General features: G+C 66.3%; 25 protein-coding genes. 14 read left to right on the forward strand and 11 right to left on the reverse strand.

The features are described 5' to 3' along the window. Positions 1 to 155 precede the first annotated feature (155 nt). Positions 156 to 2,285, forward strand: a complete 2,130-nt coding sequence (locus ACNQR1_RS05990) for an acyl-CoA dehydrogenase (protein ID WP_418044702.1) — start codon at positions 156 to 158, stop codon at positions 2,283 to 2,285. Here the strand turns inward: ACNQR1_RS05990 and ACNQR1_RS05995 are convergent. Beyond that, positions 2,282 to 2,896 carry a TetR/AcrR family transcriptional regulator gene (locus ACNQR1_RS05995; RefSeq protein ID WP_418044704.1) on the reverse strand — a complete coding sequence of 205 codons (615 nt, stop codon included), beginning with the start codon at positions 2,894 to 2,896 and terminating at the stop codon, positions 2,282 to 2,284. The two genes, ACNQR1_RS05990 and ACNQR1_RS05995, sit on opposite strands and share 4 nt — an antisense overlap. Positions 2,897 to 2,956: 60 nt before the next feature. Between ACNQR1_RS05995 and ACNQR1_RS06000 the strand changes: the two genes are divergently transcribed. Further along, positions 2,957 to 3,472 carry a hypothetical protein gene (locus ACNQR1_RS06000; RefSeq protein WP_418044706.1) on the forward strand — a complete coding sequence of 172 codons (516 nt, stop codon included), beginning with the start codon at positions 2,957 to 2,959 and terminating at the stop codon, positions 3,470 to 3,472. On the opposite strand, the gene ACNQR1_RS06005 is transcribed toward ACNQR1_RS06000, so the two are convergent. Together ACNQR1_RS06005 and ACNQR1_RS06010 are read right to left on the reverse strand one after the other, a co-directional pair. Beyond that, positions 3,401 to 3,970 (reverse strand): hypothetical protein, encoded by a 570-nt coding sequence (locus tag ACNQR1_RS06005; RefSeq protein ID WP_418050288.1) that lies wholly within the window; start codon positions 3,968 to 3,970, stop codon positions 3,401 to 3,403. The two genes, ACNQR1_RS06000 and ACNQR1_RS06005, sit on opposite strands and share 72 nt — an antisense overlap. A 28-nt stretch (positions 3,971 to 3,998) precedes the next feature. Beyond that, positions 3,999 to 5,057, reverse strand: coding sequence for a 2Fe-2S iron-sulfur cluster-binding protein (locus tag ACNQR1_RS06010; RefSeq protein ID WP_418044708.1), 1,059 nt, complete (start codon positions 5,055 to 5,057; stop codon positions 3,999 to 4,001). 168 nt (positions 5,058 to 5,225) lie between these two features. On the opposite strand from ACNQR1_RS06010, the gene hsaA reads away from it, so the two are divergent. From hsaA to ACNQR1_RS06035, 5 genes are all read left to right on the forward strand, one after another. Beyond that, positions 5,226 to 6,416: a 3-hydroxy-9,10-secoandrosta-1,3,5(10)-triene-9,17-dione monooxygenase oxygenase subunit gene (gene hsaA / locus ACNQR1_RS06015; RefSeq protein ID WP_418044710.1), complete on the forward strand. Its 1,191-nt coding sequence runs from the start codon at positions 5,226 to 5,228 to the stop codon at positions 6,414 to 6,416. 3 nt (positions 6,417 to 6,419) lie between these two features. Continuing rightward, positions 6,420 to 7,295, forward strand: coding sequence for a 4,5:9,10-diseco-3-hydroxy-5,9,17-trioxoandrosta-1(10),2-diene-4-oate hydrolase (hsaD, locus tag ACNQR1_RS06020; protein ID WP_418044712.1), 876 nt, complete (start codon positions 6,420 to 6,422; stop codon positions 7,293 to 7,295). A gap of 26 nt (positions 7,296 to 7,321) precedes the next feature. Then, positions 7,322 to 8,197 carry an iron-dependent extradiol dioxygenase HsaC gene (gene hsaC, locus ACNQR1_RS06025; RefSeq protein WP_418050289.1) on the forward strand — a complete coding sequence of 292 codons (876 nt, stop codon included), beginning with the start codon at positions 7,322 to 7,324 and terminating at the stop codon, positions 8,195 to 8,197. 13 nt (positions 8,198 to 8,210) lie between these two features. After that, positions 8,211 to 8,780, forward strand: coding sequence for a 3-hydroxy-9,10-secoandrosta-1,3,5(10)-triene-9,17-dione monooxygenase reductase subunit (gene hsaB, locus ACNQR1_RS06030; protein WP_418044714.1), 570 nt, complete (start codon positions 8,211 to 8,213; stop codon positions 8,778 to 8,780). 171 nt (positions 8,781 to 8,951) lie between these two features. Next, positions 8,952 to 10,439, forward strand: a complete 1,488-nt coding sequence (locus ACNQR1_RS06035) for a hypothetical protein (RefSeq protein WP_418044716.1) — start codon at positions 8,952 to 8,954, stop codon at positions 10,437 to 10,439. A gap of 60 nt (positions 10,440 to 10,499) precedes the next feature. Here ACNQR1_RS06035 and ACNQR1_RS06040 read toward each other — a convergent pair whose 3' ends face one another. Beyond that, a complete protein-coding gene (locus ACNQR1_RS06040) occupies positions 10,500 to 11,888 on the reverse strand; it encodes a hypothetical protein (protein ID WP_418044718.1) in 1,389 nt (462 codons plus the stop codon). 441 nt (positions 11,889 to 12,329) lie between these two features. Here ACNQR1_RS06040 and ACNQR1_RS06045 point away from each other — a divergent pair, with 441 nt between their 5' ends. Next, the gene (locus tag ACNQR1_RS06045) at positions 12,330 to 13,169 is read left to right on the forward strand and encodes a mycofactocin-coupled SDR family oxidoreductase (RefSeq protein ID WP_418044720.1); all 840 of its coding nucleotides are present in this window, start codon (positions 12,330 to 12,332) and stop codon (positions 13,167 to 13,169) included. On the opposite strand, the gene ACNQR1_RS06050 is transcribed toward ACNQR1_RS06045, so the two are convergent. Beyond that, a complete protein-coding gene (locus tag ACNQR1_RS06050) occupies positions 13,162 to 13,755 on the reverse strand; it encodes a TetR/AcrR family transcriptional regulator (protein WP_418044722.1) in 594 nt (197 codons plus the stop codon). The genes ACNQR1_RS06045 and ACNQR1_RS06050 overlap by 8 nt on opposite strands. 141 nt (positions 13,756 to 13,896) lie before the next feature. On the opposite strand from ACNQR1_RS06050, the gene ACNQR1_RS06055 reads away from it, so the two are divergent. Both ACNQR1_RS06055 and ACNQR1_RS06060 read left to right on the forward strand, forming a co-directional pair. Then, positions 13,897 to 14,133, forward strand: coding sequence for a ferredoxin (locus ACNQR1_RS06055; protein ID WP_418044724.1), 237 nt, complete (start codon positions 13,897 to 13,899; stop codon positions 14,131 to 14,133). A gap of 3 nt (positions 14,134 to 14,136) precedes the next feature. After that, positions 14,137 to 15,414, forward strand: coding sequence for a cytochrome P450 (locus tag ACNQR1_RS06060; protein ID WP_418044726.1), 1,278 nt, complete (start codon positions 14,137 to 14,139; stop codon positions 15,412 to 15,414). 76 nt (positions 15,415 to 15,490) lie between these two features. On the opposite strand, the gene ACNQR1_RS06065 is transcribed toward ACNQR1_RS06060, so the two are convergent. The 4 genes from ACNQR1_RS06065 to ACNQR1_RS06080 are packed head-to-tail and all read right to left on the reverse strand — an operon-like array spanning position 15,491 to position 19,297. Continuing rightward, the gene (locus tag ACNQR1_RS06065) at positions 15,491 to 16,876 is read right to left on the reverse strand and encodes an aldehyde dehydrogenase family protein (protein ID WP_418044728.1); all 1,386 of its coding nucleotides are present in this window, start codon (positions 16,874 to 16,876) and stop codon (positions 15,491 to 15,493) included. Next, positions 16,873 to 17,670, reverse strand: coding sequence for a carboxymuconolactone decarboxylase family protein (locus ACNQR1_RS06070; protein WP_418044730.1), 798 nt, complete (start codon positions 17,668 to 17,670; stop codon positions 16,873 to 16,875). Before ACNQR1_RS06070 ends, ACNQR1_RS06065 begins: the two co-directional genes overlap by 4 nt. After that, positions 17,667 to 18,467: a mycofactocin-coupled SDR family oxidoreductase gene (locus ACNQR1_RS06075; protein ID WP_418044732.1), complete on the reverse strand. Its 801-nt coding sequence runs from the start codon at positions 18,465 to 18,467 to the stop codon at positions 17,667 to 17,669. The genes ACNQR1_RS06070 and ACNQR1_RS06075 overlap by 4 nt, the downstream gene beginning before the upstream one ends. Next, positions 18,467 to 19,297, reverse strand: a complete 831-nt coding sequence (locus ACNQR1_RS06080; protein WP_418044734.1) for a mycofactocin-coupled SDR family oxidoreductase — start codon at positions 19,295 to 19,297, stop codon at positions 18,467 to 18,469. The genes ACNQR1_RS06075 and ACNQR1_RS06080 overlap by 1 nt, the downstream gene beginning before the upstream one ends. 85 nt (positions 19,298 to 19,382) lie before the next feature. Between ACNQR1_RS06080 and ACNQR1_RS06085 the strand changes: the two genes are divergently transcribed. Further along, positions 19,383 to 19,943, forward strand: a complete 561-nt coding sequence (locus ACNQR1_RS06085; protein ID WP_418044736.1) for a TetR family transcriptional regulator — start codon at positions 19,383 to 19,385, stop codon at positions 19,941 to 19,943. Here the strand turns inward: ACNQR1_RS06085 and ACNQR1_RS06090 are convergent. Both ACNQR1_RS06090 and ACNQR1_RS06095 read right to left on the reverse strand, forming a co-directional pair. Then, entirely contained in the window at positions 19,940 to 20,710 is a 771-nt protein-coding gene (locus tag ACNQR1_RS06090) for an alpha/beta fold hydrolase (protein WP_418044737.1), read from the reverse strand. The two genes, ACNQR1_RS06085 and ACNQR1_RS06090, sit on opposite strands and share 4 nt — an antisense overlap. A 14-nt stretch (positions 20,711 to 20,724) precedes the next feature. After that, entirely contained in the window at positions 20,725 to 21,636 is a 912-nt protein-coding gene (locus tag ACNQR1_RS06095) for a LysR family transcriptional regulator (protein WP_418044739.1), read from the reverse strand. A 114-nt stretch (positions 21,637 to 21,750) separates the two neighbouring features. Here ACNQR1_RS06095 and ACNQR1_RS06100 point away from each other — a divergent pair, with 114 nt between their 5' ends. The 3 genes from ACNQR1_RS06100 to ACNQR1_RS06110 are packed head-to-tail and all read left to right on the forward strand — an operon-like array spanning position 21,751 to position 25,759. Further along, the gene (locus tag ACNQR1_RS06100; protein ID WP_418044741.1) at positions 21,751 to 23,079 is read left to right on the forward strand and encodes an MFS transporter; all 1,329 of its coding nucleotides are present in this window, start codon (positions 21,751 to 21,753) and stop codon (positions 23,077 to 23,079) included. After that, positions 23,076 to 23,822: a 3-hydroxybutyrate dehydrogenase gene (locus tag ACNQR1_RS06105; protein ID WP_418044743.1), complete on the forward strand. Its 747-nt coding sequence runs from the start codon at positions 23,076 to 23,078 to the stop codon at positions 23,820 to 23,822. The genes ACNQR1_RS06100 and ACNQR1_RS06105 overlap by 4 nt, the downstream gene beginning before the upstream one ends. Next, positions 23,819 to 25,759, forward strand: coding sequence for an acetoacetate--CoA ligase (locus tag ACNQR1_RS06110; protein ID WP_418044745.1), 1,941 nt, complete (start codon positions 23,819 to 23,821; stop codon positions 25,757 to 25,759). The genes ACNQR1_RS06105 and ACNQR1_RS06110 overlap by 4 nt, the downstream gene beginning before the upstream one ends. Positions 25,760 to 25,800 lie beyond the last annotated feature (41 nt).

Genomic DNA, 25,800 nt, shown 5'->3' on the forward strand with positions numbered 1-25,800 from the left:
GCACGGCGATCTCCTTCTACGCACCTCCGCGCCGGTAAACACACGGACGTGTCCTGCTGTGATGCGGGTCGACTTGACGGTCGAACACTGTCACCATTAGAACACGTTCTAGTGGGAAGCACGGACTTCTCGCTTTAGGGGCTAGGAGGTCCACCATGTCCGGCGCGTCTGCGACCATCACTGACGAGCAGTTTGCCGCCCGTGACCTGGTGCGTAGCTGGGCGGCGGCAGCTGCCACAGCCAACGCCGTCCGCGAGTCCGAAAACGATGACGATGCCTGGCGCACGCCGTTTCAGGGTCTCGCCGAACTAGGGATCTTCAGCGTTGCTGTCCCCGAGGAGCAGGGTGGCGCCGGCGGCACGGTCGAGGACCTGTGCGCCATGGTCGACGAGGCCGCCGCCGCGCTGGTGCCCGGTCCCGTGGCCACCACGGCCCTGGCCACCCTGATCGTGACCGACGAGGCCGTGCTCGAGGGCCTGATCTCGGGTGAGCGCACCGCCGGTGCGGCGCTGAACGCGGACCTGACGCTGTCCGGCGACAAGGTGTCGGGCACCGCTGAGTACGTTCTGGGCGCCGACGCCGCCGGGGTGCTGCTGCTGCCTGCCGGCGACAGCGTGGTGCTGATCGACGCGGGCGCCGCCGGAGTGAACGTCGAACTGCTCACCGCCACCGACTTCTCGCTGCCGCTGGCCCGCGTCGTGCTCGATGCGGCGCCGGCTCAGGTCCTCGACGTCTCGCGGCAGCGGTTCGAGGACATCACCGCGACGGTGCTGGCCGCCGAGGCCGCCGGGCTGGCGCGCTGGACCCTGCAGACCGCCACCGAGTACGCCAAGGTGCGCGAGCAGTTCGGCAAGCCGATCGGCAGCTTCCAGGCCGTCAAGCACATGTGTGCCGAGATGCTGCTGCGCTCCGAGCAGATCTCGGTGTCGGCTGCCGACGCGGCGCGCGCGGTATCCGAATCCGATGATTCCCAGTTGTCGATCGCTGCCGCGGTCGCCGCCGCCGCGGGTGTGGACGCCGCCGAGGCCAACGCCAAGGACTGCATCCAGGTGCTCGGCGGTATCGGCATCACCTGGGAGCACGAAGCACATCTGTATCTGCGCCGCGCATATGGGATTTCGCACGCGCTCGGTGGCCGGCGCCGGTGGATTCGCCGGGTCTCGGCATTGACCCAGCAGGGTGTGCGGCGCGAGTTGCGCATCGATCTGGAGTCGGTGGCAGGTCTGCGCCCGGAGATCAGTGCCGCGGTTTCGGAGGTGGCCGCGCTGCCGGTGGAGAAGCGTCAGATGGCGCTCGCCGAATCGGGCCTGCTGGCCCCGCACTGGCCTCGTCCTTACGGCCGCAACGCATCTCCGGCCGAGCAGTTGCTGATCGATCAGGAGCTGGCTGCGGCCGAGGTGGAGCGCCCGGATCTGGTGATCGGGTGGTGGGCGGTGCCGACCATCCTGGAGCACGGCAGTGCTGCCCAGATCGACCAGTTCGTGCCCGCGACCCTGCGCGGTGACCTGGCCTGGTGCCAGCTGTTCTCCGAGCCGGGTGCCGGTTCCGACCTGGCCGCGTTGCGCATGAAAGCTGTTCGCGCAGAAGGCCCGAACGGTGAGCCCGGCTGGAAGCTGACGGGGCAGAAGGTGTGGACCTCGGCTGCGCAGAAGGCGCACTGGGGTGTGTGCCTGGCCCGTACCGACGCCGACGCTCCGAAGCACAAGGGCATCACCTACTTCCTGATCGACATGAAGACGCCCGGCATCGTGATCCGCCCGCTGCGGGAGATCACCGGTGACGAACTGTTCAACGAGGTGTTCTTCGACGATGTGTTCGTGCCCGACGAGATGGTGGTGGGCACCGTCAACGACGGCTGGCGCCTGGCCCGGACCACGCTGGCCAACGAGCGGGTGGCGATGGCAGGCGGGACCGCGCTGGGCAATCCGATGGAGGAGCTGCTGCGCACCCTCGGCGCCAAGCCGGACGTGGACCCGGCCGACCTGGACCGCCTCGGCGGGTTGATCCTGACGGCCCAGGTGGGCTCACTGCTGGATCAGCGGATCGCGCAACTGGCGGTCAGCGGCCAGGACACCGGCGCGCAGGCCAGTGCCCGCAAGCTGATCGGTGTGCGCTACCGCCAGACCCTGGCGGAGTTCCGGCTGGAGCTGTCCGACGGCGGAGGTGTGGTGCGCAACCGGGAGGTGCACGACTTCCTCAACACCCGCTGCCTGACCATCGCGGGCGGCACCGAGCAGATCCTGCTGACCGTCGCCGGTGAGCGGTTGCTCGGCCTGCCGCGCTAACCCCGCAGATAGCTCGCCAGCATCCCGACGATGCCGTCCTCGAGTTGTTCGGCATCGGCGGGCTTCTCACACGCCAGCAGTCGGTGGGTCAGCGACTCGACGGTCGCGACCACCATGCGGGCCGCGAATGCGGTGTCGCCTGCCGTCACGTCGGAACGACTGTCCAGCAAGGCTTTTGCCGCACTCACGGCGTCCTCTTCGGTGTGGTGTAACCGGTTCAGCAAGGCCGGTGACCGGGGAGCTTCTTCGAACAGCACGCGGTGCAGGCGGGTGTCGTCGCGGTGGTTGTCGATCGACGCCCGGACGAACAGCCGCAGCAGGTCTTCGAGCGACTCGGGCAGACCTGCGGCCGTGCGCTCCTGGAGCAGCGCCGCGCCGGCGTCGACATGCGCGTCGGTGAGCGCCGAGAGGATCGCGTCCTTGTTCGGGAAGTACTGATACAGCGAGCCGATCGACAGATCCGCTGCTTCGGCGATGCGGTTGGTGGTGCCCGCGGCGTACCCGTACTCGGCGAAAATGCGAGCCGCCGCATCGAGGATGGCCTGCCGGGTCTCGACGGCGCGTTGTTGTCTGGGCTGCTTACGGGGACGAAATCGGTCGGTCGGGGTCATCGTCGCCTCCGCATGAAAAGCGAGTAGTCAACCGCTGCACGGCTCTCGAGAATTGGTGGCATGCAGCGCATCCATGTTGAGACGATTCTGCCCGCCGACACCGAACGAGTGTGGCAGGCCATGCAGCAGGTCCCGACGTTTCTCTACGTCTGCCGCGGCCTGTTCGGCGTGCCGGCCCTGGCCGGACGCACCGAACCGTTCCGGGCCGGGGACCAGGGCACCGGTTGGTTGTTCGCGTTCCACGTGATCCCGGCCTACCGGCACACCATCGAGGTTCTCGATGTCGACGAGGCCACCCGCACGATCCGCACCCACGAATACGGCGGCGTACTGCGGTTCTGGGATCACACCCTGCACGTCGAACCGGTCACCGCTCGCTCGTGCCGGTACAGCGACACCGTCGAGATCGACGCCGGCCGGCTCACTTCGGTGGTGGTGGCGCTTGCCCGCGGGATCTACGCCTACCGGCACCGCCGGTGGCGCAAGCTCGTGGACAGGCACATGTCAGAAACCGGTCTGGGTGCAGGCGGTCGGCGTGGTCAGATTGACCCCTCCGAAGACCACCTGGATGACTGAGCAGATGATGAACTGATCCTTGGTGTTCGGCTGACCGGTCCGCCACTCGGTGGGGGTCGATACGCCCTCGATGCGGAAGCGTTCGAGCGGACCGCCACCGAAGTAGGTCGCCGAGATCTCGACCTTGTTGATCGACCGGTACAGCTTCGACAGCACGTTGTCGTGGTTGGAGCCCTTGATCTCCCGCGGCATCCCGGCCGGGGCGCTGTAGGAGGCTTCCTGCCAGGTGTCCTTGTTCGTGCTGCGCAGGGTGATGGTCTGACGGGCCCACACGTCACCGGGGAATCCGATGGGGCCGTCCGGCGTGAGCAGGTTGGCCTGTGTGTTGAACGTGCACTGCGTGCCCGCGCAGTCGGCGTTGACGTGCATCTCGATGTCGCCCTGAGGGCTGGGGATCGAGGTGACGGCCGAGTTCGCGGCGGCCGAAGCCGGCGCCGGGAGGGTCAGCGCAGCCGCGGTCAGCACCGCCGCCGCGCTCGCTGCGGAGAGCCTGTTGATCGTCATCGTCAAGAAAGGTATCCGCTCGTTACTCGTCGTAGGTGACTTCGACCGAATCCGACACCGGTGTCGCCTGGCAACCCAGGATCAGGCCCTCGTCGAGATCGGATGGTTCGAGTACGTCGTTGATCTTCATCTCGACGTCTCCGGACTTCTTGAGCACGGCGCAAGCGCCGCAATGGCCTTCGCGGCAGGAGAACGGTGCGTCCAGGCCCTTGTCCAGCAGGACGTCGAGCAGTGTCGCCGACCGCGGCCAGCGGACCTCGTGGGTGGTGCCGTCGAGGGTGACGATCGCGGTGGCCGGCCCTTGGTCGCTGTCGTCTTCTTCGATGACGACGGCGGCGAAGGGGTCGGAATCCAGCGACTTGAACACCTCGATGTGGATGCGCTCCTCGGCGGCGCCGGCCTGCCGCAGTGCCTGCTCGGCCGCCGCCATGAAGGGTCCGGGCCCGCAGATGAAGGCCTCGCGGGCGGCATAGGGCCCGATGAGCCCGGCCAGTGCGGCGGGGCTGGGCAGCCCCTGCACGGTCTCCAGCCAGTGCACGACCGTGAACCGGTCGGGGTACTTGGCGGCCAGCTCGCGCAGTGTCGCGCCGAAGATGACCGAGTTCTCGTCGCGGTTGGCGTAGACGAGGACGACGTTGCCGCTGCCCTCGGCGAGCGCGGACTTGCAGATCGCCATCATCGGGGTGATACCGCTGCCCGCGGCCAGCAGCAGGAAGTCGGTGTCGAGATTCTTGGGCACGAACGTCCCGGACGGGGCCAGCACGTGCATCCGCATCCCGGCGTGTGCGTTGTCGCACAGCCAGTTCGACGCATAGCCGGCGACGGTCCGCTTGACGGTGACGGTCAGCTGATCGTCGGTCACCGGCGAGCTGGACAGCGAGTAGCAACGGGCGACAGAGCCGGTGCGATCGCTCGGTACCCGCAGGGTCAGGAACTGTCCCGGGGCGTAGCGCAACCGGTCGGCAGGGATGTTCGAACCCTCGGGCACGGCAAACACCAGGGACCGCGCGTCGGCGGTCTCCTCGATGACTGCGCTGACCTGCAGTTCGAGTACATGGCTGCCCAGTGGCTCATCGGTCACGGCTGGACCCTCTCTTCACTCATAACTAGAACAGGTTACAAAAACGTACTTGCCCAGGTCCAGCCCTGCATTACAAGGCCCTGCTCGACACAAATCGTAACGTGTTCTAATCTCTGTCTAGGCGGTCAGCTCGCGCTCATCGCAGTCCGATTCTTGGGAGGCATTTCCGTGACATCCATTGAACAGCGTGACGTGCAGGCAGTTCTGGCCGGCATCGACGAACTGCTGCCGACGCTGCGTGAGCGCGCTCAGGAGACCGAGGATCTGCGCAAGCTGCCCGACGCGAACGTGAAGGCGCTGGAGGACATCGGTTTCTTCAAGCTGCTGCAGCCCGAACAGTGGGGTGGCCTGCAGTGCGACCCGACCGACTTCTACGAGGCGGTCCGGCGCCTGGCCAGCGCGTGTGGTTCGACCGGCTGGGTGGCCGGCATCATCGGCGTGCACAACTGGCACCTGGCGCTGTTCGATCAGCAGGCTCAGGAAGATGTCTGGGGTGAGGACACCGCCGTCCGGATCTCCTCCTCCTACGCCCCGATGGGCGCGGGCACTGTGACCGAGGCCGGCGACGGCTACATCGTCAACGGCGCCTGGAACTGGTCGTCGGGTTGCGATCACGCCACCTGGGCCTTCCTGGGTGGCCCGGTGATCAAGGACGGCCGTCCGGTCGACTTCGGCAGCTTCCTGATCCCGCGTACCGACTACCAGATCGACGACGTCTGGAACGTGGTCGGCCTGCGCGGCACCGGCAGCAACACCGTCGTGGTCAAGGACGTGTTCGTGCCCAAGCATCGCTTCCTGTCCTACAAGGCGATGAACGACGGCACCGCAGGCGGCTACCGGACCAACACCGCTCCGGTGTACAAGATGCCTTGGGGCACAATTCATCCCACCACCATCTCGGCTCCCATCGTGGGTATGGCGTACGGCGCCTACGACGCGCACGTCGAGCACCAGGGCAAGCGTGTCCGCGCGGCCTTCGCCGGCGAGAAGGCCAAGGACGATCCGTTCGCCAAGATCCGGATCGCCGAGGCGGCCAGCGACATCGACGCCGCCTGGCGCCAGCTGTCGGGCAACGTTGCCGACGAGTACGCCCTGCTGGTCGCCGGCCAGGAGATCCCGTTCGAGCTGCGGGCCCGTGCCCGCCGCGATCAGGTGCGTGCCACCGGCCGCGCGATCGCCTCGATCGACCGGCTCTTCGAGGCCTCGGGTGCCACCGCGCTGTCCAACGACGCTCCCGTGCAGCGCTTCTGGCGTGATGCGCACGCCGGCCGCGTGCACGCCGCCAACGATCCCGAGCGGGCCTACCTGATCTTCGGCAACAACGAGTTCGGCCTGCCCCCGGCCGACACGATGGTCTGATAGATGACTGCCACTCAAGAGATCACGTTCGAATCCACCTCGCGCTTCGCCGACGTGCAGGCCGGCGAGCTGGCCATGCGGTTGCACTACCACGAGGCCGGTGACCCGACGGCGCAGACCATCGTGCTGCTGCACGGCGGCGGGCCCGGTGCGTCCAGCTGGTCGAACTTCGGCCGCAACATCGCCGTGCTGGCCGAGTACTACCACGTGCTGGCCATCGACCAGCCCGGTTACGGTTTGTCGGACAAGCACACCGAGCACGAGCAGTACAACCGCTACAGCGCCAAGGCGGTGCTCGGCCTGCTCGACAAGCTCGAGATCACGGGACGGGTTCCGTTGCTGGGCAACTCGCTCGGCGGCGGCACCGCGGTCCGCTTCGCGCTGGACTACCCGGACCGGGCGGGCAAGCTGGTCTTGATGGGTCCCGGCGGACTCAGCGTCAACCTGTTCGCGCCGGACCCGACCGAGGGCGTCAAGGCTCTCGCCAAGTTCAACTTCGAACCGACGCGCGAGAACCTCGAAGCCTTCATCCGGATCATGGTGTTCGACCAGAAGCTGGTCACCCCTGAGCTGGTCGACGAACGGTTCGCGATCGCCAGCACGCCCGAATCGCTGGCCGCCACCCGGGCGATGGGTAAGTCGTTCGCCGGTGCGGACTTCGAGCTCGGCATGATGTGGCGCGAGGTGTACAAGCTGCGCCAGCCGGTGCTGCTGATCTGGGGCCGTGAGGACCGGGTCAACCCGCTCGACGGCGCACTGGTCGCGGTAAAGCAGATTCCGCGGGTACAGCTGCACGTCTTCGGGCAGTGTGGACACTGGGCTCAGGTCGAGAAGTTCGACGAGTTCAACAAGCTCACCATCGATTTCCTGGGAGGCTGACCGTGAGCATCAAGGCACTCGGCTACATGCGCATCGAGGCCACCGACGTCGCCGCCTGGCGCCAGTTCGGCGTGAAAGTGCTCGGCATGGTTGAGGGCGAGGGTTCGATCCCGGATGCGCTCTACCTGCGGATGGACGATTTCGCGGCCCGTCTGGTCATCGTGCCCGGCGACCAGGACCGGCTGTTGATCTCCGGCTGGGAGGTTGCCGACGCCCCTGCACTGCAGAGCCTGCGCGAGAGCCTGTCCAAGGCGGGCGTCGATTTCGTCGAGGGCACCAGGGACGAGATCCGCGAGCGCCGGGTCGAGGGTTTCATCCGGTTCTCCGACCCCGCCGGCAATGTTCTCGAGGCGTTCTACGGTGCGCAGTACCTGGGCCGCCGGTTTGTCAGCCCCTACGGCCACAAGTTCGTCACCGACGAGCAGGGCCTCGGGCACGTGGTGCTCACCTGCAACGACGATGCCGCAGCGCAGGCGTTCTACCAGGACGTGCTCGGCTTCAAGCTTCGCGATTCGATGCAGCTGCCGCCGCAGCTCGCGGGTCGCCCGGCCGACGGCGATCCGGTGTGGCTGCGCTTTTATGGCTGCAACCCGCGCCACCATGCGCTGGCCTTCATGCCGATGCCCAACCCGACCGGCATCGTGCACCTGATGGTCGAGGTGGAGAACTCCGACGACGTCGGCCTGTGCCTGGATCGCGCCAACCGCCGGAATGTGAAGATGTCGGCGACGCTGGGCCGGCACATCAACGACAAGATGCTGTCGTTCTACATGAAGACTCCGGGTGGGTTCGACATGGAATTCGGTTGTGAAGGACTGGAAGTCGAGGACGAGAGCTGGATCGCCCGGGAGAGCGTGGGGATCAGTCTCTGGGGCCACGACTTCTCCGTCGGCTTCAAGTGACTGTGATTTTCAAGTGACGGAAGCCCAGCCGCTCGACCCACGCACGTTCCGAAATGTGCTCGGCCAGTTCTGTACCGGCGTCACGGTCATCACGACCTTCCACGACGACGTGCCGATCGGCTTTGCCTGCCAGTCGTTCGCGGCGCTGTCGCTCGACCCGCCGTTGGTGCTGTTCTGCCCCACCAAGCAGTCGCGCGCCTGGAAGGCCATCGAGGCCAGCGGGAAGTTCTGCGTGAACATGCTGCACGAGAAGCAGCAGCACGTGTCCGCGCAGTTCGGTTCCAAGGCGCCGGACAAATTCGCCGGAATCGACTGGAGTCCTTCGGAACTCGGTTCTCCGGTGATCGACGGCAGCCTCGCCCACATCGACTGCAATGTGCACTCCGTGCACGACGGCGGCGACCACTTCGTGGTTTTCGGTGCGGTGCACTCGTTGTCGGAAGTCCCCAAACGCAAGCCCCGGCCGCTGCTGTTCTACCGCGGCGAGTACACCGGGATCGAGCCGGACAAGAACACCCCGGCGCAGTGGCGTGACGATCTGGATGCGTTCCTCACCGCCACCACGTCCGATACCTGGCTCTGACTTTTCGTCGTTGACACAGACTGGGCCCCCTCCCGCGGGAGGGGGCCCAGTCTGTGTTCCAGCACATATTTACGTGCCAGAAAGTCAGGGTAGGCATACCTATTGATATTTAGGGAACGCTAAGCTAACTTTTGGTCGTTCCTCAGTCAATTATCAGCTTCAGGAGATTTCGTGCATCAACCTGCCCTTCCCTCCGGTGACACCCCGGCGGTGAGTCGCAAGGACAAGTTCCTTCTCGCCGGCGTCGCCATGGTCAGCGCCAGCGCCATCGCGGTGACCCCGGTTGCCCACAACACGACGGTCATCGAGCAGGCGAAGAGCTTTGCCTACGACCTGACGGCGTCGACGATGGACGCGACCGCCTCGCCGGTCGATGTCTACGGGACGCTGGTCGGCAACACCGTCGGCAACCTGGAGCTTCTGGGTGCGGCTCTCGCCGCCAACCCGGCACCGTTCCTGAGCCAGGTTTTGGAGAACCAGCAGGGCTACGCGGCAAAGTTCGGCGCGGCGCTCGAGGCCATCCCCACCAACCTGCAGAACTGGTACAACGGCTCCAACGGGCAGGCGCGACTGGCGCAGGCGCAGGCCGCGCTCGAGGCCGGTGACATCGGCGAGGCGTACCGCTGGTTCAACCACTCGATGCTGTACGCGTTCCAGGGCGCCTTCGGTTCGTTGATCGCTCCCGGGTTCATCCTGTCGGGCATCCCGCGTGGCGGAACCGAGTACCTGGCCGGCATCCCGGAGCAGATGGCGCAGAACTTCACGAAGGTGATCGCTGCGACCTTCACCTCGAGCGTGGTCGTGAGCGCCCTGTTCCAGGGTGTCTTCGCCACGGTCAGCGGCCCAACGTTCGAGCTCGCCCGCGTTGCTGAGGCGATCAGCACCAGCGTGGCCGCCGGCGATGTTCAGGGAGCCTTCAACGCCGTCGTCAACACGCCGGGCATCCTGGTCAACGCCGCGCTCAACGGATTCAAGTACTCCGATCCGGACCCCGAGACGGGCACCGGGGGCTACACCGAGTGGCCGGCGCTGCTCACCTGGGCCGAGCCCGGCGAGCAGGGAGGCGCCCGGGTGGTCGCGGGTCTGCTGCAGAACCTGCTGGTGAACATCCCGCAGAAGCTCGCCGACGCCATCGACAACACCCCGGAGACCCCCGCGCCGACGTCGGCTCTGTCGTCGGTGCCGACGAGCGTCTCTGCTCAGCTGGTCTCCGCGGTTGCGCCCAAGGCGGCGTCGGCCGAGCCGGTCGTCGTCGAGTCGGTCGTCGTCGAGTCGGCCAAGGAAGCGGCCCCCGCCGTCGAGGCTGCCAAGGTCGAGGCCCCGGCTGCCGAGGCCGCAAAGGTCGAGACCCCGGCTGCCGAGGCCGTGAAGGTCGAGACCCCGGCTGCCGAGGCCAGTGCCGTTCCGGCAGCGACGGATGAGGCTGCCGAATCCGCCACCACGCCGGCGACCGGCACGTCGGTCTCTGCCGAGACCAAGACCAAGGCCAAGACGAAGGTCGGCGACCGGATCAAGGCCAAGATCAACGAGGCCAAGGAAGCCCGGCAGGCCAAGGCCAAGGAAGCCAAGGAAACCAAGGCCAAGGCCAAGGAGACCAAGTCCGCCGACTCCAAGAAGGCCGGCGATTCCAAGGCAAGCTCGGACTCGTCCTCTGAGTAATTAGCGCTGCGTAGCTGGGCCCCATCCATCAGGATGGGGCCCAGTTTCGTCATGCCAGGATCACGCTGCGGACTTGTGGCCCGATTCCTTCTTGGAGTGCTTGCTCTCGCTCTTGGTGGCCGAGCTCTTGGTGGCCGAACTGTCAGCGGCGTCAGACGAGGCGGCCTTGCTCTTCGTGCCCTTGACCCTGTCGCTGAGTTTCTTGACGGTCGAGCTCAGCCGATTTCCGCCGGGCTTGCCTTGAGTGCTCGACTCGGACCGCACCGGTTCGGCCGCTTCTGACTTGGTCTCCGCAGTCGTCGTCGTGGCGGCTACATCGGCGGCGCCTGCAGCCGTGGCGTCCTCGGCGTCGGTGTCCGTTGCGGCCTTGGCGGTCAGGGCGGCCTTGGTGGGCTTCGCGGTGACTGCCTTCGAGGCAGCTGCGACCTCGGCCGCCTCTGCTGCGTCGGTGCCGCTGCTCAAGTCGGTGACCGACGTTTCGACAGCGTCGGATGTCGACGAATCACTCACCGGCGAAAGCGCATCGGCGACCACACTGGCGCCGGTCACCGAGGTTGTCGTGGCCGGCGTGTTGGTGATGGCGGCGGCGATCTTCTGCGGAATGGTGATCAGCAGCTGGGAGATCGGGCCGCCGCTGGCTCGGGTGCCCTTGGGGGAGAACAACCCTGACCATGCCTCGGTGGTGTCGGCATCGTTGTAGTCGAACCCGTTGAGGAACGCGTTGGCGATGATGCCGGGTGCGTTGACGATCGCGGTGACAGCGCCGGCCACGTCACCCGATGACACCGCCGCCGAGATCGCATCGTTGACCCGAGACGCTTCGAACGCCGAGCCGCTCAGCGGTGCGAACAGGGACTGGAACAGGCCGTAGACGAGAGTGCCCGCGCTGGATACGGCGGTGACCCCGTCGGCGAAGTTCTGCGCCATCTGCGGGGGGATGGTGAACAGCACGTTGGCGACCGGCAGGATCGAGTTCTGCAGGCCGAACAGGAAGAACTTGTTGAAGTTGTCGTATGCGGTGTTGAAATCTCCGGCTTCCAGTGCGGTCTGGATGGCGGCCACGTAGACCTTTCCGGCGCTGCCTTCTCTACCGCCGTTCTCGTACCAGTTCTGGAAGGTGGTAGGGATGGCCTGGATGGCGGTGCCGATCTGTTCGGCATAGCCCTGCTGGTTGGCGGCGATGGTGCTCAGTACCGGGAAGGGATTGGCCGCGAGCTGTTCTCCCAGGGCGCCGATGTTCGTCACGGTGTTGGTGAACAACTCGCCGTAGACGTCGAGGGGCGAAGCGGTGGCATCGGCTACCAGCTGGACCGCGCGGTGCTGGGCTTCGATCAGGGCCGGGCTGGTGGCGATCGGATTGACCGCGATGACGCTGGCTCCCAGCGCCGCGATACCACCCAGCACGAGCTTGTTCTTGCGGCCGGCCGACCACGAAAGTGCTTGTTGCACGAGGTTCTCCTCTTTCGAATTTATTTGCCGCCAGGACGGCGGCGAGGAGGGACGTTAGCTGAGATTTACCTAAGCATCAATAGGTATGCCTTACCTAAATTAGGATGCCTATTTAACTATGAGCGAGCTGTGAGTGAACTGGGTTTGCGATGTGAAAATGCAGCTCATGGCGGCCTTTCTGGCCCCAGCTGGGTGGGGCGGCTGGTCGGCGACCTGAATCCCTCAACCTGAGAATTACCTGAATATGGCAAGTCCGGATGATCGCGGCGAAGTCCTTCGATGAATCCTTCTACTTGTGGCGACGTTTGCCCGTCAGCGGCACCGGCACCGGCGCGCGCCTGACCAGAAGCTGATCGGTCGACCAAAACAAACCTTGACAGCCTTGAAACTGACTGAGATTGTGCTGATCACTCGATCAAAAATGCAGACGAGAGGACATCTATGGCAGGCAGAGTCGAGGGCAAGGTAGCCCTCGTTACCGGAGCGGCACGCGGGCAAGGGCGCAGCCATGCGTTGCGATTGGCACAAGAGGGCGCAGACATCATCGCTGTCGACGTGTGCCGCCCGGTCACCGATACCAGTGCGATCCCGGCCTCGACCCCGGACGATCTGGCCGAGACCGCCGACCTGGTCAAGGGCCTGAACCGGCGCATCGTCACCACGGAACTGGATGTGCGTGACTTCGACGCGCTCAGGGAGGCGGTCGACAGCGGTGTCGAGCAGTTGGGGCGCCTGGACATCGTGGTGGCCAATGCCGGCATCGGCAATGGCGGCGACGTCTTGCACGAGACCAAGGAATCCGATTGGGACGACATGATCGGCGTCAACCTGTCCGGAGTCTGGAAGACCGTGAAAGCCGCTGTGCCGCATATTCTTTCCGGAGGTCAGGGTGGATCGATCGTCCTCACCAGCTCGGTCGGCGGCCTCAAGGCCTACCCGCATACGGGTCACTACATCGCGGCCAAACACGGCGTGATCGGGTTGATGCGCAGCTTCGCGGTGGAGTTGGGGCAGCATTCGATCCGGGTGAACTCGGTGTGCCCGACGAATGTGAACACCCCGATGTTCATGAACGAGGGCACGATGAAGCTGTTCCGTCCCGACCTGGAGAATCCGGGTCCCGACGACATGGCCGTGGTCGCCCAGCTCATGCACGTGCTTCCGGTCGGCTGGGTGGAGCCCGTCGACATCAGCAATGCGGTGTTGTTCCTGGCCTCCGATGAGGCTCGCTACATCACCGGTCTGCCGGTCACGGTCGACGCGGGCAGCATGCTCAAGTAGTGGCCGCCTCGCCGCCGAACCGGCGCAGGAAACGTTCGACGAAAGCGCGGAACTCGGCGTGGCCCTCGGTCACGCCGACCGCCTCTTCGTTGCACAGGCTGCGGGCCGACTGTGTGAGCAGCATCGACATCACCACGGGCGGGAACTCCTCCATGTCCACACCGTGGGCGCGCAGTACCCCGGCCATGGCGGCCGCCTCGATGTCGCGGACCCGCTCGGAGTAGGTCTTGAGCTCGACGCCGATCGCCTTGCGGTGGTTGGCCAGCGCCATGAATTCGGTGTTCAGCCCGGTCACTCGCGAATCGGAGTTGATCAGCCACAGCGCCCGCAGCGGATCGTCGGTGGTGAGCGCCTCGCGTAGCTTGGCCAGGGCCACGTCGGCGCCGCTGCGCAACACGGCGATGTACAGGTCGTCGAGGGTGTCGAAGTAGTAGTAGACCAGCGCGGAACGCACGCCTGCCACGGCCGCGATCCGCCGGGTGGTCGCCGCGGCGTATCCCTCGTCGCGGATGACCTGGGCGGTTGCCTCGATCAGGCGCTTGCGGGTGCCGGCGTCCTTGTCCTTGGCCGATCGTGCCGCCGGCATCAGCGCACCCTCCGAAAACCATTGCCCGACAACAGATGTTTCTGGCCGTGCGACATCCTTGACCGCCAAAGGTCGGGGGTGGTAAGCATGAGCCATCCTAACGGTTTGATCGAGTGATCAAATTTAGAACTGAGGAAACCGATGTCCGAAGACGTGAGCACGACCCGGGTCCGGGTGGACGCCGGGCTGTGCGAGGGCCATGCACTGTGCATCCAACTTGCCCCTGAGGTTTTCGACCTGTCTGACGACGAGGTAGCCAGCGCCGCCCCGGCGGACGGCCAGTGGGATCAACCTACCTGGGAAAACGTCAAATCCGCCGTCGACGCCTGCCCGCGCCAGGCGATCAGCCTGCTAACCACCAGCACGAAAGGCCAGTGAGCCATGACCGACCTCGCTTCCGTCGACTACTTCGCCGATCCGTCCGTCGCGCAGAATCCCTACGAGTACTACGAGTACCTGCGTAGCAACGGGCCGGTGTTCGCCGAACCGCACCACGGTGTGGTGGCGGTGACCGGCTACCAGGAAGTCATGGCGGCCTTCAAGGACCATGGGTCGTTCTCGGCGGTCAACGCGATCGGAGGTCTGTTCCCGCCACTGCCCTTCGAGCCCGACGGCGACGACATCAGCGAGCAGATCGAGGCGCACCGCCATCTGTTCCCGATCCACGAGCACATGGTGGTGATGGATCCGCCGCAGCATGAGCGGGCCCGCTCACTGCTGAGCAAGCTGCTGACGCCGCGGCGGCTCAAGGAGAACGAGGACTACATGTGGCAGCTGGTCGATCACCAGCTCGACCAGTTCATGGGCAACAGCAAGTGCGAGTTCCTGTCGGAGTACGCCAAACCCTTTGCGACCTCGGCGATCATCGATCTGCTTGGGGTTCCGGAGGAGGACCGCCCCGAATTCCTGGCCGCACTGGGCGCCGAGCGGCCGGAGGGCAACCGGGTCGGGGCACTCGACGGTGAGCCGGTGGGACTCGATCCCCTGCAGTACCTCGACGACAAGTTCGCCGGATATCTCGCCGAGCGCCGACGCGAGCCGCGTGGCGACGTGCTCTCCGGCATGGCCACCGCCACCTATCCCGACGGCTCGACTCCGGAGCTCCTGGAGGTGGTCAAGCCGGCCACGTTCCTGTTCGCCGCCGGCCAGGAGACCGTCACCAAGCTGCTCACCGCCGCCGTGCAGACCCTGGGTGACTATCCGGAGTACCAGCAGATGCTGCGCGAGAACCCCGACGGCATACCGACTTTCATCGAGGAAGCCCTCCGCATGCATGCCCCGACGAAGGTCGACTTCCGGCTGGTGCGCAAGACCACCACGCTCGGCGGCGTACACCTGAAGGCCGGAACCATCGTCATGCTGTGCCTCGGTGCGGCCAACCGCGATCCGCGCAAGTTCGACGATCCCCACGAGTTCCGACCGGACCGCAAGAACGTCCGTGAGCACATCGCCTTCGGTCGGGGCATTCACACCTGCGCCGGGGCGCCGCTGGCCCGGGTCGAGGGGCAGATTACCGTTCGCCGTCTGCTGGACCGTATGCGGGACATCGGAATCGATGAATCCGCACACGGCCCGGCCGGAGCGCGGAACTACACCTACGAGCCGACGTTCCTGCTGCGCGGCCTCACCGAACTCAACATCACCTTCACGCCGGCCTGAGCCCTCGGCAAGCGGACAATTACGCCCCCGAAATCGACCGACTTCGGGGGCGTAAGTGTCTGTTCGCGCCGGAAAATCAGCGCACAGCGATCCGGATGTTCTTCACCTGCCGGAATTCGTTGAGACCCTCGATGCCGCCGGTGCGGCCCGAGCCGCTCTCCTTGTAGCCGCCGTAGGGGCCCTGTGGGGAGATGTCGCTGAACTGGTTGATCCACACGGACCCGGATTCCAGCCGTCGGGCCACGCGGTGTGCGCGGTTGAGTTCCGTCGTCTGGACGAAGGCGTTCAGGCCGTACGGGGTGTCGTTGGCGATCTGAACGGCCTCGTCCTCGTCGCGGAATCGCATCACCGAGACGACCGGCCCGAAGGTCTCCAGCTGCGCGAGTTCCGAGGCGTTGTCGACGTCTCCGAACACGGTCGGTTCGACGTAGTAACCGTCGGCCAGGTCACCGCCGATCCGCTTGCCGCCCAACAGCAATTCACCCGCGCCGCTCGACACCGAGGAGTCGACCGCGGCCAGGATCCGGTCGGCGGCGGCCTGGCTGATCACCGGTCCGAACGCGGTCGCGGGATCCATCGGGTCACCGATGCGGGCTGCGCCTACCACGCCGAGGAACTTCTCCAGGAACTCGTCGTAGACGGCATCGTGGACGAGTATCCGGCTGGCACACGCGCAGCTCTGTCCCGACTGCATGAGCGGACCCTGATGCGCCGACAGCGTGGCGGCCAGGTCGAGATCGGCATCGGCGAAGATGAGGTTGGCGGATTTACCGCCCAGCTCGGTGACCACCGGCGTGAGATTCGTTGCGGCAGCCTGCAGTACCTTGCGTGCCGTCGTGCCGCCACCGGTGAACGCGATCTTGCCGATACCCGGATGACGCACCAAGGCGTCGCCGCCCTCGGCATCGGCCGGGACGACGGTCACCAGCCCCTGCGGAAGTCCCGCCTCCAGACACAGCTCGCCGAACCGCAGCGCCGCGAAGGGTGCGAGCTCCGAGGGTTTGAGTACGACGGCATTGCCGGCGGCCAGGGCCGGGGCGACACACGATCCCGTGACGACCAGAGAACCGTTCCACGGTGTGATGACACCGACGACGCCGTACGGCTCCCGCTCGACGAGATTGATGTCGAACGATCCGTTCACCGGCGTCGTCACCCCGTGCGGTTTGTCGGCGTAACCGGCAAAATACCGCAGGAACCGTTCGAGAAGCACTGCGGTGCCGGCGAACGAGATCGGTACCGCGTAGTCGGCCACGTTGAGCTTTGCGAGCTCGTCGAGATGGTCGTGGACCACGTCGGCCAGGCCGATCAACATGTCCCGACGCCGGTCGACGGTCAGTGAGACCCACTCGCGCTGCGCCTTGGCCGCGGCCGCCACCGCGTCGTCGATCTCGGCGGCGCCGGCCAGGTCCACGGTCCCGTTCGGCCGGCCGGTCGCCGGGTAGATGTGCTCGAACTTCATGCCTCGGCTTCCCACTCCTCAAGCACGCGCTGCTTCTGTTCGCCGATCACCTGGTTGAGGTTCGCCGCCTTGGGCCAGCCGTAGTAGGCCGCGAAATGCAGTGCCAGTTCGTCCATTTCCTCGAAGGAGACGTCGCGGCTCTTGAGTGCGGCGTAGACGTGGCTCAGGATCGGCAGCGGCGCATCCTGAAACGCCACACAGGCCACCGTCACCAGTCGTCGTTCCTTCATGCCGAGTCCGGGGCGCAGCCACATCTCCCCGAACACGAAGTTCAGGATGCCTGCCCCGGAATACGGGTTGTCGCGGGTCGGGGCGAACGGGATGCAGTTGATATCCCGGAACGACTGCTCGCCGCAGAGCAGCCGTTCTTCCGGATCGCTGGGAGTCGGCAGCGGCAGCAGCGGCTCCGGTGTCGGCGGCGTCAGGCCGCGCTCGCGGTGGATGCGGTCCCACTGCTCGTCGACCATGATGTTGAACCGCGAGGCCTTGGGCCAACCGGCATACACCGCGAAATGCAGGACGGTTTCCCGGATTTCGACGATGGACAGGTCACCGCTGTTGAGTGCGGCGTACACGTGGTCGCGCAGCGGGCCTTCGGCGTCGGCCGCCGCGACGCACGGGAGCGTGACGAATCGCCGGTCCCGACGGCTCAATGCGGTGCGCGGCCACACTTCGGCGAACACGAAGTCGATGAGGTGGGCGGTCGCCGGGCTCTGATCCTCGGCGGGGGCGAACGTCATCACCTCGGCGAACTCACGCCTGCCGCGCTCGGTCCGGGTATCGGATGCGGTCATCGGATCGTCGCCCCCGCATCGACCTTGAACTCCAGGCCGGTGACGTGGCGGGCTTCGTCGGAGATCAGGAACAACACCGCATTACTGATGTCCAGCGCGTCGGTCATCTGGATCGGCAGCGCATTCTGGAAGATCGGCCCCAGGTCTTGACGGGTCTCGTGGAGCAGCGCGTGCAGGCTGTCGGGCCGTAACCCGGTGGCGACCCCGGTGGGATGCACCGTGTTGACCCGGACATTCACCGCGGCAAGCTCATTGGCCAGGGCACGGCTGAGCCCGACCACACCGTGTTTGGAAGCGGTGTAAGGGGTGTGCAGCGGTGAACCCTTGATCCCCGCCACGGAACTGACATTGATCAGGCTGCCGCCGCGCTCCACCAGATGAGGCAGTGCGGCCGCGCAGGTGTTCCAGGTGCCGATCAGGTTCACGTCCACGACGGTGCGCCACTGCTCGGCGGTGGTGGTGTCCCAGGTGCCCGCGGTCAGGACCCCGGCGTTGGCCACCGAGGCATCCAGACCGCCGAGCTCCGCCACACCCTCGGCGACCGCGGCGCTCAACGCCGCGCCGTCGCGCACGTCGACCACATAGGTCAGGGCGCGTTGACCCTGCTTCTCGACCAGCCGGGCGGTTTCGTCCAGATCATCGCGGGTGGCCAGCGGATATTCCACCTCGGGCAACGATTCGCAGATGTCGACCAGGATCAAGTCGGCGCCTTCCTCGGCCAGACGCACCGCGTGGCTTCGGCCCATACCGCGTGCTGCGCCGGTGATCAGCACACGCTTGCCGGTGACGCGCCCCATCAGAGCTTGTTCGTGAAGCCGGCGTCGACGGGGAGGGTGACCCCGGTGACGTATTTGGCAGCGTCGGACACCAGATAACTGATGGTCGCGCTGATGTCCTGCGGTTCCAGCAGTGACACCGGCATCGGGTTCTGCAGATGCGGGCCGCCGTCGGGGTAATTCTCCAGGAACGCCGTCATGGCCGGGTTGACCGCCATCATGGTGTTGACCGCGGTCGGATGCACCGTGTTGACCCGGATGCTGTGCGGGGCAAGCGCATTGGACAGGGTACGCATCAGCCCGACGATGCCGTGCTTGGATGCCGCATAGCCCAGGCCGCCGCCCTGCAGGCCGCCGAAGCCGCGCAGCCCGGCGGTGGAACTCGTGAAGACGATCGACCCGCCTCGTCCGCCTGCGATCAGGTGGGGGATCGCGGCCTTGGCAGTGTGGAAGGAGCCGACCAGGTTGACGCCGACCGCATCGGTCCACATCTCGAGGTCTTCTTCGATGGTCACTTCACGAAACGCGGTGGGGGCGACGCCGGCATTGGCGAGCACGATGTCCAGCCGGCCGAACTGCTCCACACCCGCGTCGAGGGCGTACTTGACGGCGTGGAAGTCGCGCACGTCGGCGACCGATCCGAGCATCTTGCCGCCGGCCGCCTCGACCAGGGCGACGGTCTCGTCGAGCTCGTCGCGGGTGGCCATCGGATACGGGTTGGATGCGATGTCCGCGCAGATGTCCACACCGATGACGGCTGCGCCTTCACTGGCCAGCGTCACCGCGTGACTGCGTCCCTGACCTCGGGCTACCCCGGTGATGAAGGCGACTTTTCCGTCCAGATTTCCCATTGATCCTCGCTCCGCCGAATAGCTGTAACCGTGTTACAGCGGTACGGTAACGTGGTTACTCTCCAGCGGCAAGGGTGTTCTCGAAGTGGCAGATGAGCGTGATCGGATCCTCGACATCGTCGTGGACCTCCTCGAGACCGAGGGGTATGAGGCGGTGCAACTGCGCGAGGTGGCGCGTCGGGCCAAGACCTCACTGGCCACCATCTACAAGCGCTACTCCACCCGCGACGAGCTGATCCTGGCCGCGCTGGACTCCTGGATGGCCGAGAATCGGTATTCCGGAGTGGCCGGCCAGGTGCGCGAGCCGGGGGAGTCCCTGTACGAGGCGCTGATGCGAATGTTCCGCACCATCTTCGAGCCGTGGGAGAAGCACCCCGACATGCTCAGGGCCTACTCGCGGGTGCGGGCGGCGCCGGGCGGGGAACGTCTGGTGCGCCGCGGCCTCGACGCTGTCGTGCCCGCGGGCCGGTCCATCCTGTCCGGCGTCGACGAGACGTTCGTCCACGATCTCGACAACATCCTGACCAGCCTGGTGTTCGGGCTCGTCGGCCGGTTCACCGCGGGCGAGATCGCCATCACCGAGATCCTGCCCAGCCTCGACCGGACGATCTACTGGCTCACCGCGGGGTACGAGGCGCGGCGCTAGCCGATCTGCGCGCCGATGAATTCGATGATGTCCGCGGCGACCTCACGGTGCACGGACTCGTTGAGGATGTCGTGGCGACCGCCGTCAAACTCCTTGAACTGCAACGGTCCTATCTGTTCGGAATAGGCCCTCACCGCGCCGACCGGGGCGATGACGTCGGCCGAACCGTGCAGCGCCAGGGTGGGCACCGCCAGCTTGGGCAACTCGGCGCCGAACCGGTCCCAGGCCCGGTCCAGCTCGCGGGTGAGCGCGACGCCGTCGGCGTCGACGAAGGCCAGGGGGTCGTTCTCCAGGGCATCGAGGTAGAACGGGTCGGTGGAGAGCCAGTTCGGGTCCAGGTCCAATTCGGTGTTCGGATCCAGCATTTCGGGGATCGGCACCAGCGGCGCACCGGAGATGATGCCGGCGCGGTACTTCTCGGGAGCGTCGAGCAGCCGGAACAGGGTCACCACCGAACCGAACGAATGCCCTTGTGCCACCAGCGGTATGCCCGGGGTCTCCTGCTCGGCGAGTGCGCTCAGCGCCTCTGCCAGCGCTGAACTGTCTTCGATGAGGCCGAAGTCGCCGCGGGTGCCCGGCGTCAGGCCGTGCCCGAACTGATCGACCGCCCACAGGTCGATGCCCGCGGCGTTGAGCGCGAAACCGTACCGGTGGTAGACCCCGGTATGTTCACCGAACCCGTGCAGGAACACGACGGCTGCCCGGGGTTCCGGTGCGGCCCAGTGCCGGTAGTAGGCGCGTCCGCGGTCGTGCTCGATGAATGGCATACCCCCACTGTGCATCAGCCGATGCCGAGCAGCACGTCCTGTTGGTCGGCCATCCGGTCCTGGATCGCCTCGACCACGGCGGCCACCACCGGGCGGCGCAGCGTCTCGGCCCGGGCCACCAGCCAGTAGCTCAACCGAACCGTCAGCTCCGCGGGCAGCACCCGGACCAGATCCTCGTGCCGGTCGGCCATGAAACACGGCAGCAGACCCAGCCCTGCCGCGGCGCGGGTGGCTTCGACGTGGACGAACACGTTGGTGGAGGTCACCGATTCATGCATGGCCGGCGCAAAACTGGTGGCCATGTCGAGGTCGTCGACCTGCAGCATCGAATCGATGAAGTAGACCAACGGAAACCGGGCCAGGTCCGCGATGTCGGACGGGGTGCCGTGTTCGGCGAGATAGGACCGCGAGCCGTAGAGACCCAGACAGTAGTCACCGAGGCGGATCGCCTCGGCCCGTCGCACCTGGGGCGCGCCGACGACGATCTCGAGGTCGAGGCTCGACCGTTGTTGGGAGGCGCGGCGGGTGGCGGTCACGATCTCGACGGACAAGCGCGGATGGTCACGTTGTACCTGGGCCGCCGCCGGTGCGGCGATGTAGGCGCTGAAGCCATCGGTCGCCGAGATCCGGACCACGCCGACGAGTTGCCGGGCGCCGGTGGTGCTCAATGTCGAAACCGCGGACTCCACTGCCTCGGCGGCCGCCAGCGCCTCGCGGCCGAGATCGGTGAGTTCCCAGCCGCCGCCGGCCCGGGTCAGCACCCGGCCCCCGATGGCCTGCTCCAACGCGGCGATGCGCCGCGAGATCGTGGTGTGGTTGATGCCCAGCTCATCGGCCGCGGCGGTGTAGCGGCCGGACCGGCCGACCGCGAGCAGCACGAGCAGATCGTCCGCGCTCGGGCGGCCGGGGCGTTGCGGACCGTCCATTTCTGCATTTTTGCAGACTGATCGTGCGGTTTTACCCATTGCGGCGAGTTCGGCGTGCATGAATACTCACGAAAGTTGTAAGGGGCATCACATGAGCAACAAGGAGAGCCGCGGATGAGCGCGCCCAATACGACCGGCCTGCGCCGCGTCGTCGCCGCCTCGATGGCCGGCACGGTGGTCGAGTGGTACGAGTTCTTCCTCTACGGAACCGCCGCCACGCTGGTGTTCAACAAGTTGTTCTTCCCGCAGGGCGGCAACGATCTGGACGCCATCATGGCGGCCTTTGGTACCTACGCCATCGGCTTCCTGGCCCGCCCACTCGGCGGCATCGTGTTCGGTCACTACGGCGACAAGTTCGGCCGCAAGAAGCTGCTGCAGTTCAGCCTGATCCTCGTCGGCCTGGCCACCTTCCTGATGGGCTGCCTGCCGACCTACGCGCAGATCGGTTACCTCGCGCCCATCCTGTTGGTCGTCCTGCGGTTCCTTCAGGGCTTCGCCGTCGGCGGCGAGTGGGGTGGCGCGGTGCTGCTGGTGGCCGAGCACAGCCCCAATCAGTCACGTGGTTTCTGGGCCAGCTGGCCACAGGCCGGCGTCCCGGTGGGCAACATGCTGGCCACCGTGGTCCTGTTGCTCCTCAACGGCCTGCTCAGCGCCGACGCGTTCCTGTCCTGGGGCTGGCGGGTGGCGTTCTGGCTGTCGGCGGTGGTGGTGCTGATCGGCTACTACATCCGTACCAAGGTCACCGATGCCCCGATCTTCGTTGCGGCCCAACAGGAAGCCGAACAGATCAAGGCCAGCTCGTTCAGCGCGATCGAGGTGCTCAAGCGCTACCCGCGCGGGGTGTTCACCGCGATGGGCCTGCGATTCGGCGAGAACATCATGTACTACCTGGTGGTCACGTTCTCGATCACCTATCTCAAGGAACACGTGCATTCCGACACCAGCGACATCCTGTGGTGGCTGCTCATCGCGCACACCGTGCACCTGCTGGCCATCCCGACGGTCGGTGCGTTGTCGGACCGGTACGGCCGCCGCCCCGTGTACTTCGTCGGAGCCGTCGGCGCAGCCTGCTGGGGCTTCTTCGCTTACCCGATGATGGACAGCGGCCAGTATCTGCCGGTGATCGGGGCCATCACGCTGGGCCTGGTGATCCACGCCTTGATGTACGCACCGCAACCCGCGCTGATGTCCGAGATGTTCCCGACGCGCATGCGGTATTCCGGTGTCTCCCTTGGTTATCAGGTCACGTCGATCGCTGCCGGATCGCTGGCGCCGATCATCGCGGTGTGGTTGTTGAAGACCTACGGTTCTTCGGTGCCGATCGCGGTGTACCTCGCGCTGGCCGCCTTGGTGACGTTGATCGCGCTGGCGTTCACCCGCGAGACCAAGGGTGCGGACCTGGCCGAGATCGATGCCGCAGACCTGCAGCGGGCCACGGCGTGAGCGATCTGGACGGCCGCACGGCCCTGGTCACCGGTGCGGCCGGCGGGATCGGCGCGGCCTGCGCCCGTGAGCTCGCGTCCCGCGGGGCGGTGGTCACGGTGGCCGACGTCAACGGGCCTGCCGCGGCTTCCGTCGCCGATGAGATCGGCGGAAAGCCCTGGGCGGTGGACCTTCTCGACGTGTCGGAGCTGGAGACGCTGCAGCTGGACTGCGACATCCTGGTGAACAACGCCGGGGTGCAGAGCATCCACCCGATCCAGGAGTTCCCGCCCGAGCGGTTCCGGATGCTGCTGGCGCTGATGGTCGAGGTGCCGTTCCTGTTGATCCGCGCCGCGCTGCCGCACATGTACGCCCAGGGGTTCGGTCGTATCGTCAACATCTCCTCGGTGCACGGTCTGCGCGCCTCGGAGTTCAAGTCCGGCTACGTCACGGCCAAGCATGCGCTGGAAGGTCTGTCGAAGGTGACCGCGCTCGAGGGCGGTCCGCACGGGGTGACCAGCAACTGCGTCAACCCCGGCTATGTGCGCACGCCGCTGGTCACCGAACAGATCGCGGATCAGGCCCGCATCCATGGCATTCCCGAGGAGGACGTGCTGGCGCAGGTGCTGCTGAAGGAGAGCGCGGTCAAGCAATTGGTCGAGCCGGAAGAGGTCGGCGCGTTGGTAGGTTGGCTGGCGTCGCCGAACGCCCGGATGGTGACCGGGGCGTCGTACACGATGGATGGTGGGTGGAGCGCACGATGACCGCAACAGAAGCTCAGTGGAAGCCGACGCCGGAAGGTATCGAGGCCGCCAAGGTCACCGACTTCGCCCGGTTCGTCCAGGTCCGCACCGGAATCAGCGCGCCCGACTATCAGAGCCTGTGGCAGTGGTCCGTCGATGATCCGGCGGCGTTCTGGGCCGCCCTGTGGGACTACTTCGAGCTGGGTGAGCGGCCGGAGCAGGTGCTCGTCGGCGACACTATGCCGGGTGTGCAATGGTTCCCCGGCGCCCGGCTGAACTACGTCGACCAGGTGGCCCGTCAGGCCCGGACCGATCGGCCGGCCATCCTCACCGTCGCCGAAGGCGGCGCGGTCACCGAGTTGCCCTGGGCTGAATTGTTGCGCCGTACCGCGGCATTCGCGAACACGCTGCGATCGCTGGACGTGCAGCCGGGGGACCGGGTGGTCGGCTACCTGCCCAACATCGCCGAGGCGATCATCGCGTTCCTGGCCACCGTCAGCATCGGTGCGATCTGGAGTGCCTGCGGGCAGGACTACACCGCCAAGGCGGCGCTCGACCGGCTCGGTCAGTTGGAGCCGACCGTGCTGGTGACCGCGGACGGCTACCAGTTCGGCGGCAAGTCCCACGACAAAGGTGCCGACATCGCCGCGGTGCGCGACGGCCTGCCCACGTTGGAGGCTTCTGTCCTGGTGTCGCGGCTGGGTGCGCCTCGCGAAGACTGGCTGGACTGGGAGTCGGCGACCGCCGGCAAGGCCGAATTGGCCACGACGCCGGTCGATTTCGACCACCCGCTGTGGGTGCTGTACTCGTCGGGCACCACCGGCCTGCCCAAGGGCATCATGCACGGTCACGGCGGCGTGCTGCTCGAACACCTCAAGGCGGTGTCGCTGCAGTCCGACATCGGTCGCGACGACACCTTCTTCTGGTACACCAGCCCGAGCTGGATGATGTGGAACTTCCAGGTGGCCGGACTGCTGGTGGGGGCCACCATCGTCTGTTACGAGGGCAGCCCGACCCATCCCACGGCCGATGCCCTGTGGCACATCGCGGCCACGGTGCATGCCACGGTTCTGGGAACCAGTCCCGGTTATGTGCTGGCCTGTTCGAAGGCCGGTGCGGTGCCCCGCGAAGAGCACGACCTGTCGGCGCTGAGGACCGTGGGCATCACCGGATCTTCGTTGCCGCCCTCGTCAGCGCTGTGGTTGCGTGACAACGTCGGCGAGCAGGTCCAGGTCTCCTCTCTCAGCGGAGGCACCGACGTGGTGTCGGCCTTCATCGGCGGTGCGCCGACCGTGCCGGTGTGGCCGGGTGAGCTATCGACCCGCTACCTGGGGGCGGCGGTGGACGCGTGGGACGAATCTGGCAAGCCGGTGCGTGGCGAGGTCGGCGAGCTGGTGATCACCAAACCGCTGCCCTCGATGCCGATCGCATTCTGGAACGATGCCGACGGATCTCGTTACCGTGATGCCTATTTCGAGATGTTTCCGGGCGTGTGGCGGCACGGCGACTGGATCACCATCACCGACCACGACAGCATCGTCGTGCACGGGCGGTCGGACTCCACCTTGAACCGCAACGGCATCCGCATGGGCAGCGCCGACATCTACCAGTCGGTGGAGCGGCTGCCCGAGATCGCCGAGGCACTGGTGATCGGGGCCGAGCAGCCCGACGGCGGGTATTGGATGCCATTGTTCGTGGTGCTGGCCGACGGCGTCGAGCTCACGGACACGTTGCGGGACAAGATCATTCAGACCATCCGCACCGAGGTGTCGCCACGGCACGTACCCGACGACATTCTCGTCGCCCCGGGCATCCCGCACACCCGCACCGGCAAGAAGCTCGAGGTCCCGATCAAGAAGCTGTTCCAGGGTGCCGACGCGGCCAAGGTGGTCGAGCGCAGCGCCGTGGACAACCCGGACCTGCTGGACTGGTACGCGGGGCAGCGTCCAAAGGGCTGACTCTGCGTTCAGGGCGTGAAAGTGCGAGTGGGTAACGCCCT

The sequence above is a fragment of the Mycobacterium sp. 48b genome, assembly GCF_048282725.1.
In the GTDB taxonomy this organism is placed as follows: Bacteria; Actinomycetota; Actinomycetes; order Mycobacteriales; family Mycobacteriaceae; genus Mycobacterium.

Coding starts and splice junctions, on each gene's coding strand:
- ACNQR1_RS06000 (WP_418044706.1), top strand. CDS start 2,957: ATGCAGCGCATCCATGTTGAGACGATTCTGCCCGCCGACACCGAACGA.
- ACNQR1_RS06060 (WP_418044726.1), top strand. CDS start 14,137: ATGACCGACCTCGCTTCCGTCGACTACTTCGCCGATCCGTCCGTCGCG.
- ACNQR1_RS06080 (WP_418044734.1), bottom strand. CDS start 19,297: ATGGGAAATCTGGACGGAAAAGTCGCCTTCATCACCGGGGTAGCCCGA.
- ACNQR1_RS05995 (WP_418044704.1), bottom strand. CDS start 2,896: ATGACCCCGACCGACCGATTTCGTCCCCGTAAGCAGCCCAGACAACAA.
- ACNQR1_RS06100 (WP_418044741.1), top strand. CDS start 21,751: ATGAGCGCGCCCAATACGACCGGCCTGCGCCGCGTCGTCGCCGCCTCG.
- ACNQR1_RS06065 (WP_418044728.1), bottom strand. CDS start 16,876: ATGAAGTTCGAGCACATCTACCCGGCGACCGGCCGGCCGAACGGGACC.
- hsaC (WP_418050289.1), top strand. CDS start 7,322: ATGCGCATCGAGGCCACCGACGTCGCCGCCTGGCGCCAGTTCGGCGTG.
- ACNQR1_RS06070 (WP_418044730.1), bottom strand. CDS start 17,670: ATGACCGCATCCGATACCCGGACCGAGCGCGGCAGGCGTGAGTTCGCC.
- ACNQR1_RS06045 (WP_418044720.1), top strand. CDS start 12,330: ATGGCAGGCAGAGTCGAGGGCAAGGTAGCCCTCGTTACCGGAGCGGCA.
- ACNQR1_RS06110 (WP_418044745.1), top strand. CDS start 23,819: ATGACCGCAACAGAAGCTCAGTGGAAGCCGACGCCGGAAGGTATCGAG.
- ACNQR1_RS06075 (WP_418044732.1), bottom strand. CDS start 18,467: ATGGGGCGCGTCACCGGCAAGCGTGTGCTGATCACCGGCGCAGCACGC.
- hsaD (WP_418044712.1), top strand. CDS start 6,420: ATGACTGCCACTCAAGAGATCACGTTCGAATCCACCTCGCGCTTCGCC.
- ACNQR1_RS06095 (WP_418044739.1), bottom strand. CDS start 21,636: ATGGACGGTCCGCAACGCCCCGGCCGCCCGAGCGCGGACGATCTGCTC.
- ACNQR1_RS05990 (WP_418044702.1), top strand. CDS start 156: ATGTCCGGCGCGTCTGCGACCATCACTGACGAGCAGTTTGCCGCCCGT.
- ACNQR1_RS06055 (WP_418044724.1), top strand. CDS start 13,897: ATGTCCGAAGACGTGAGCACGACCCGGGTCCGGGTGGACGCCGGGCTG.
- ACNQR1_RS06090 (WP_418044737.1), bottom strand. CDS start 20,710: ATGCCATTCATCGAGCACGACCGCGGACGCGCCTACTACCGGCACTGG.
- ACNQR1_RS06050 (WP_418044722.1), bottom strand. CDS start 13,755: ATGCCGGCGGCACGATCGGCCAAGGACAAGGACGCCGGCACCCGCAAG.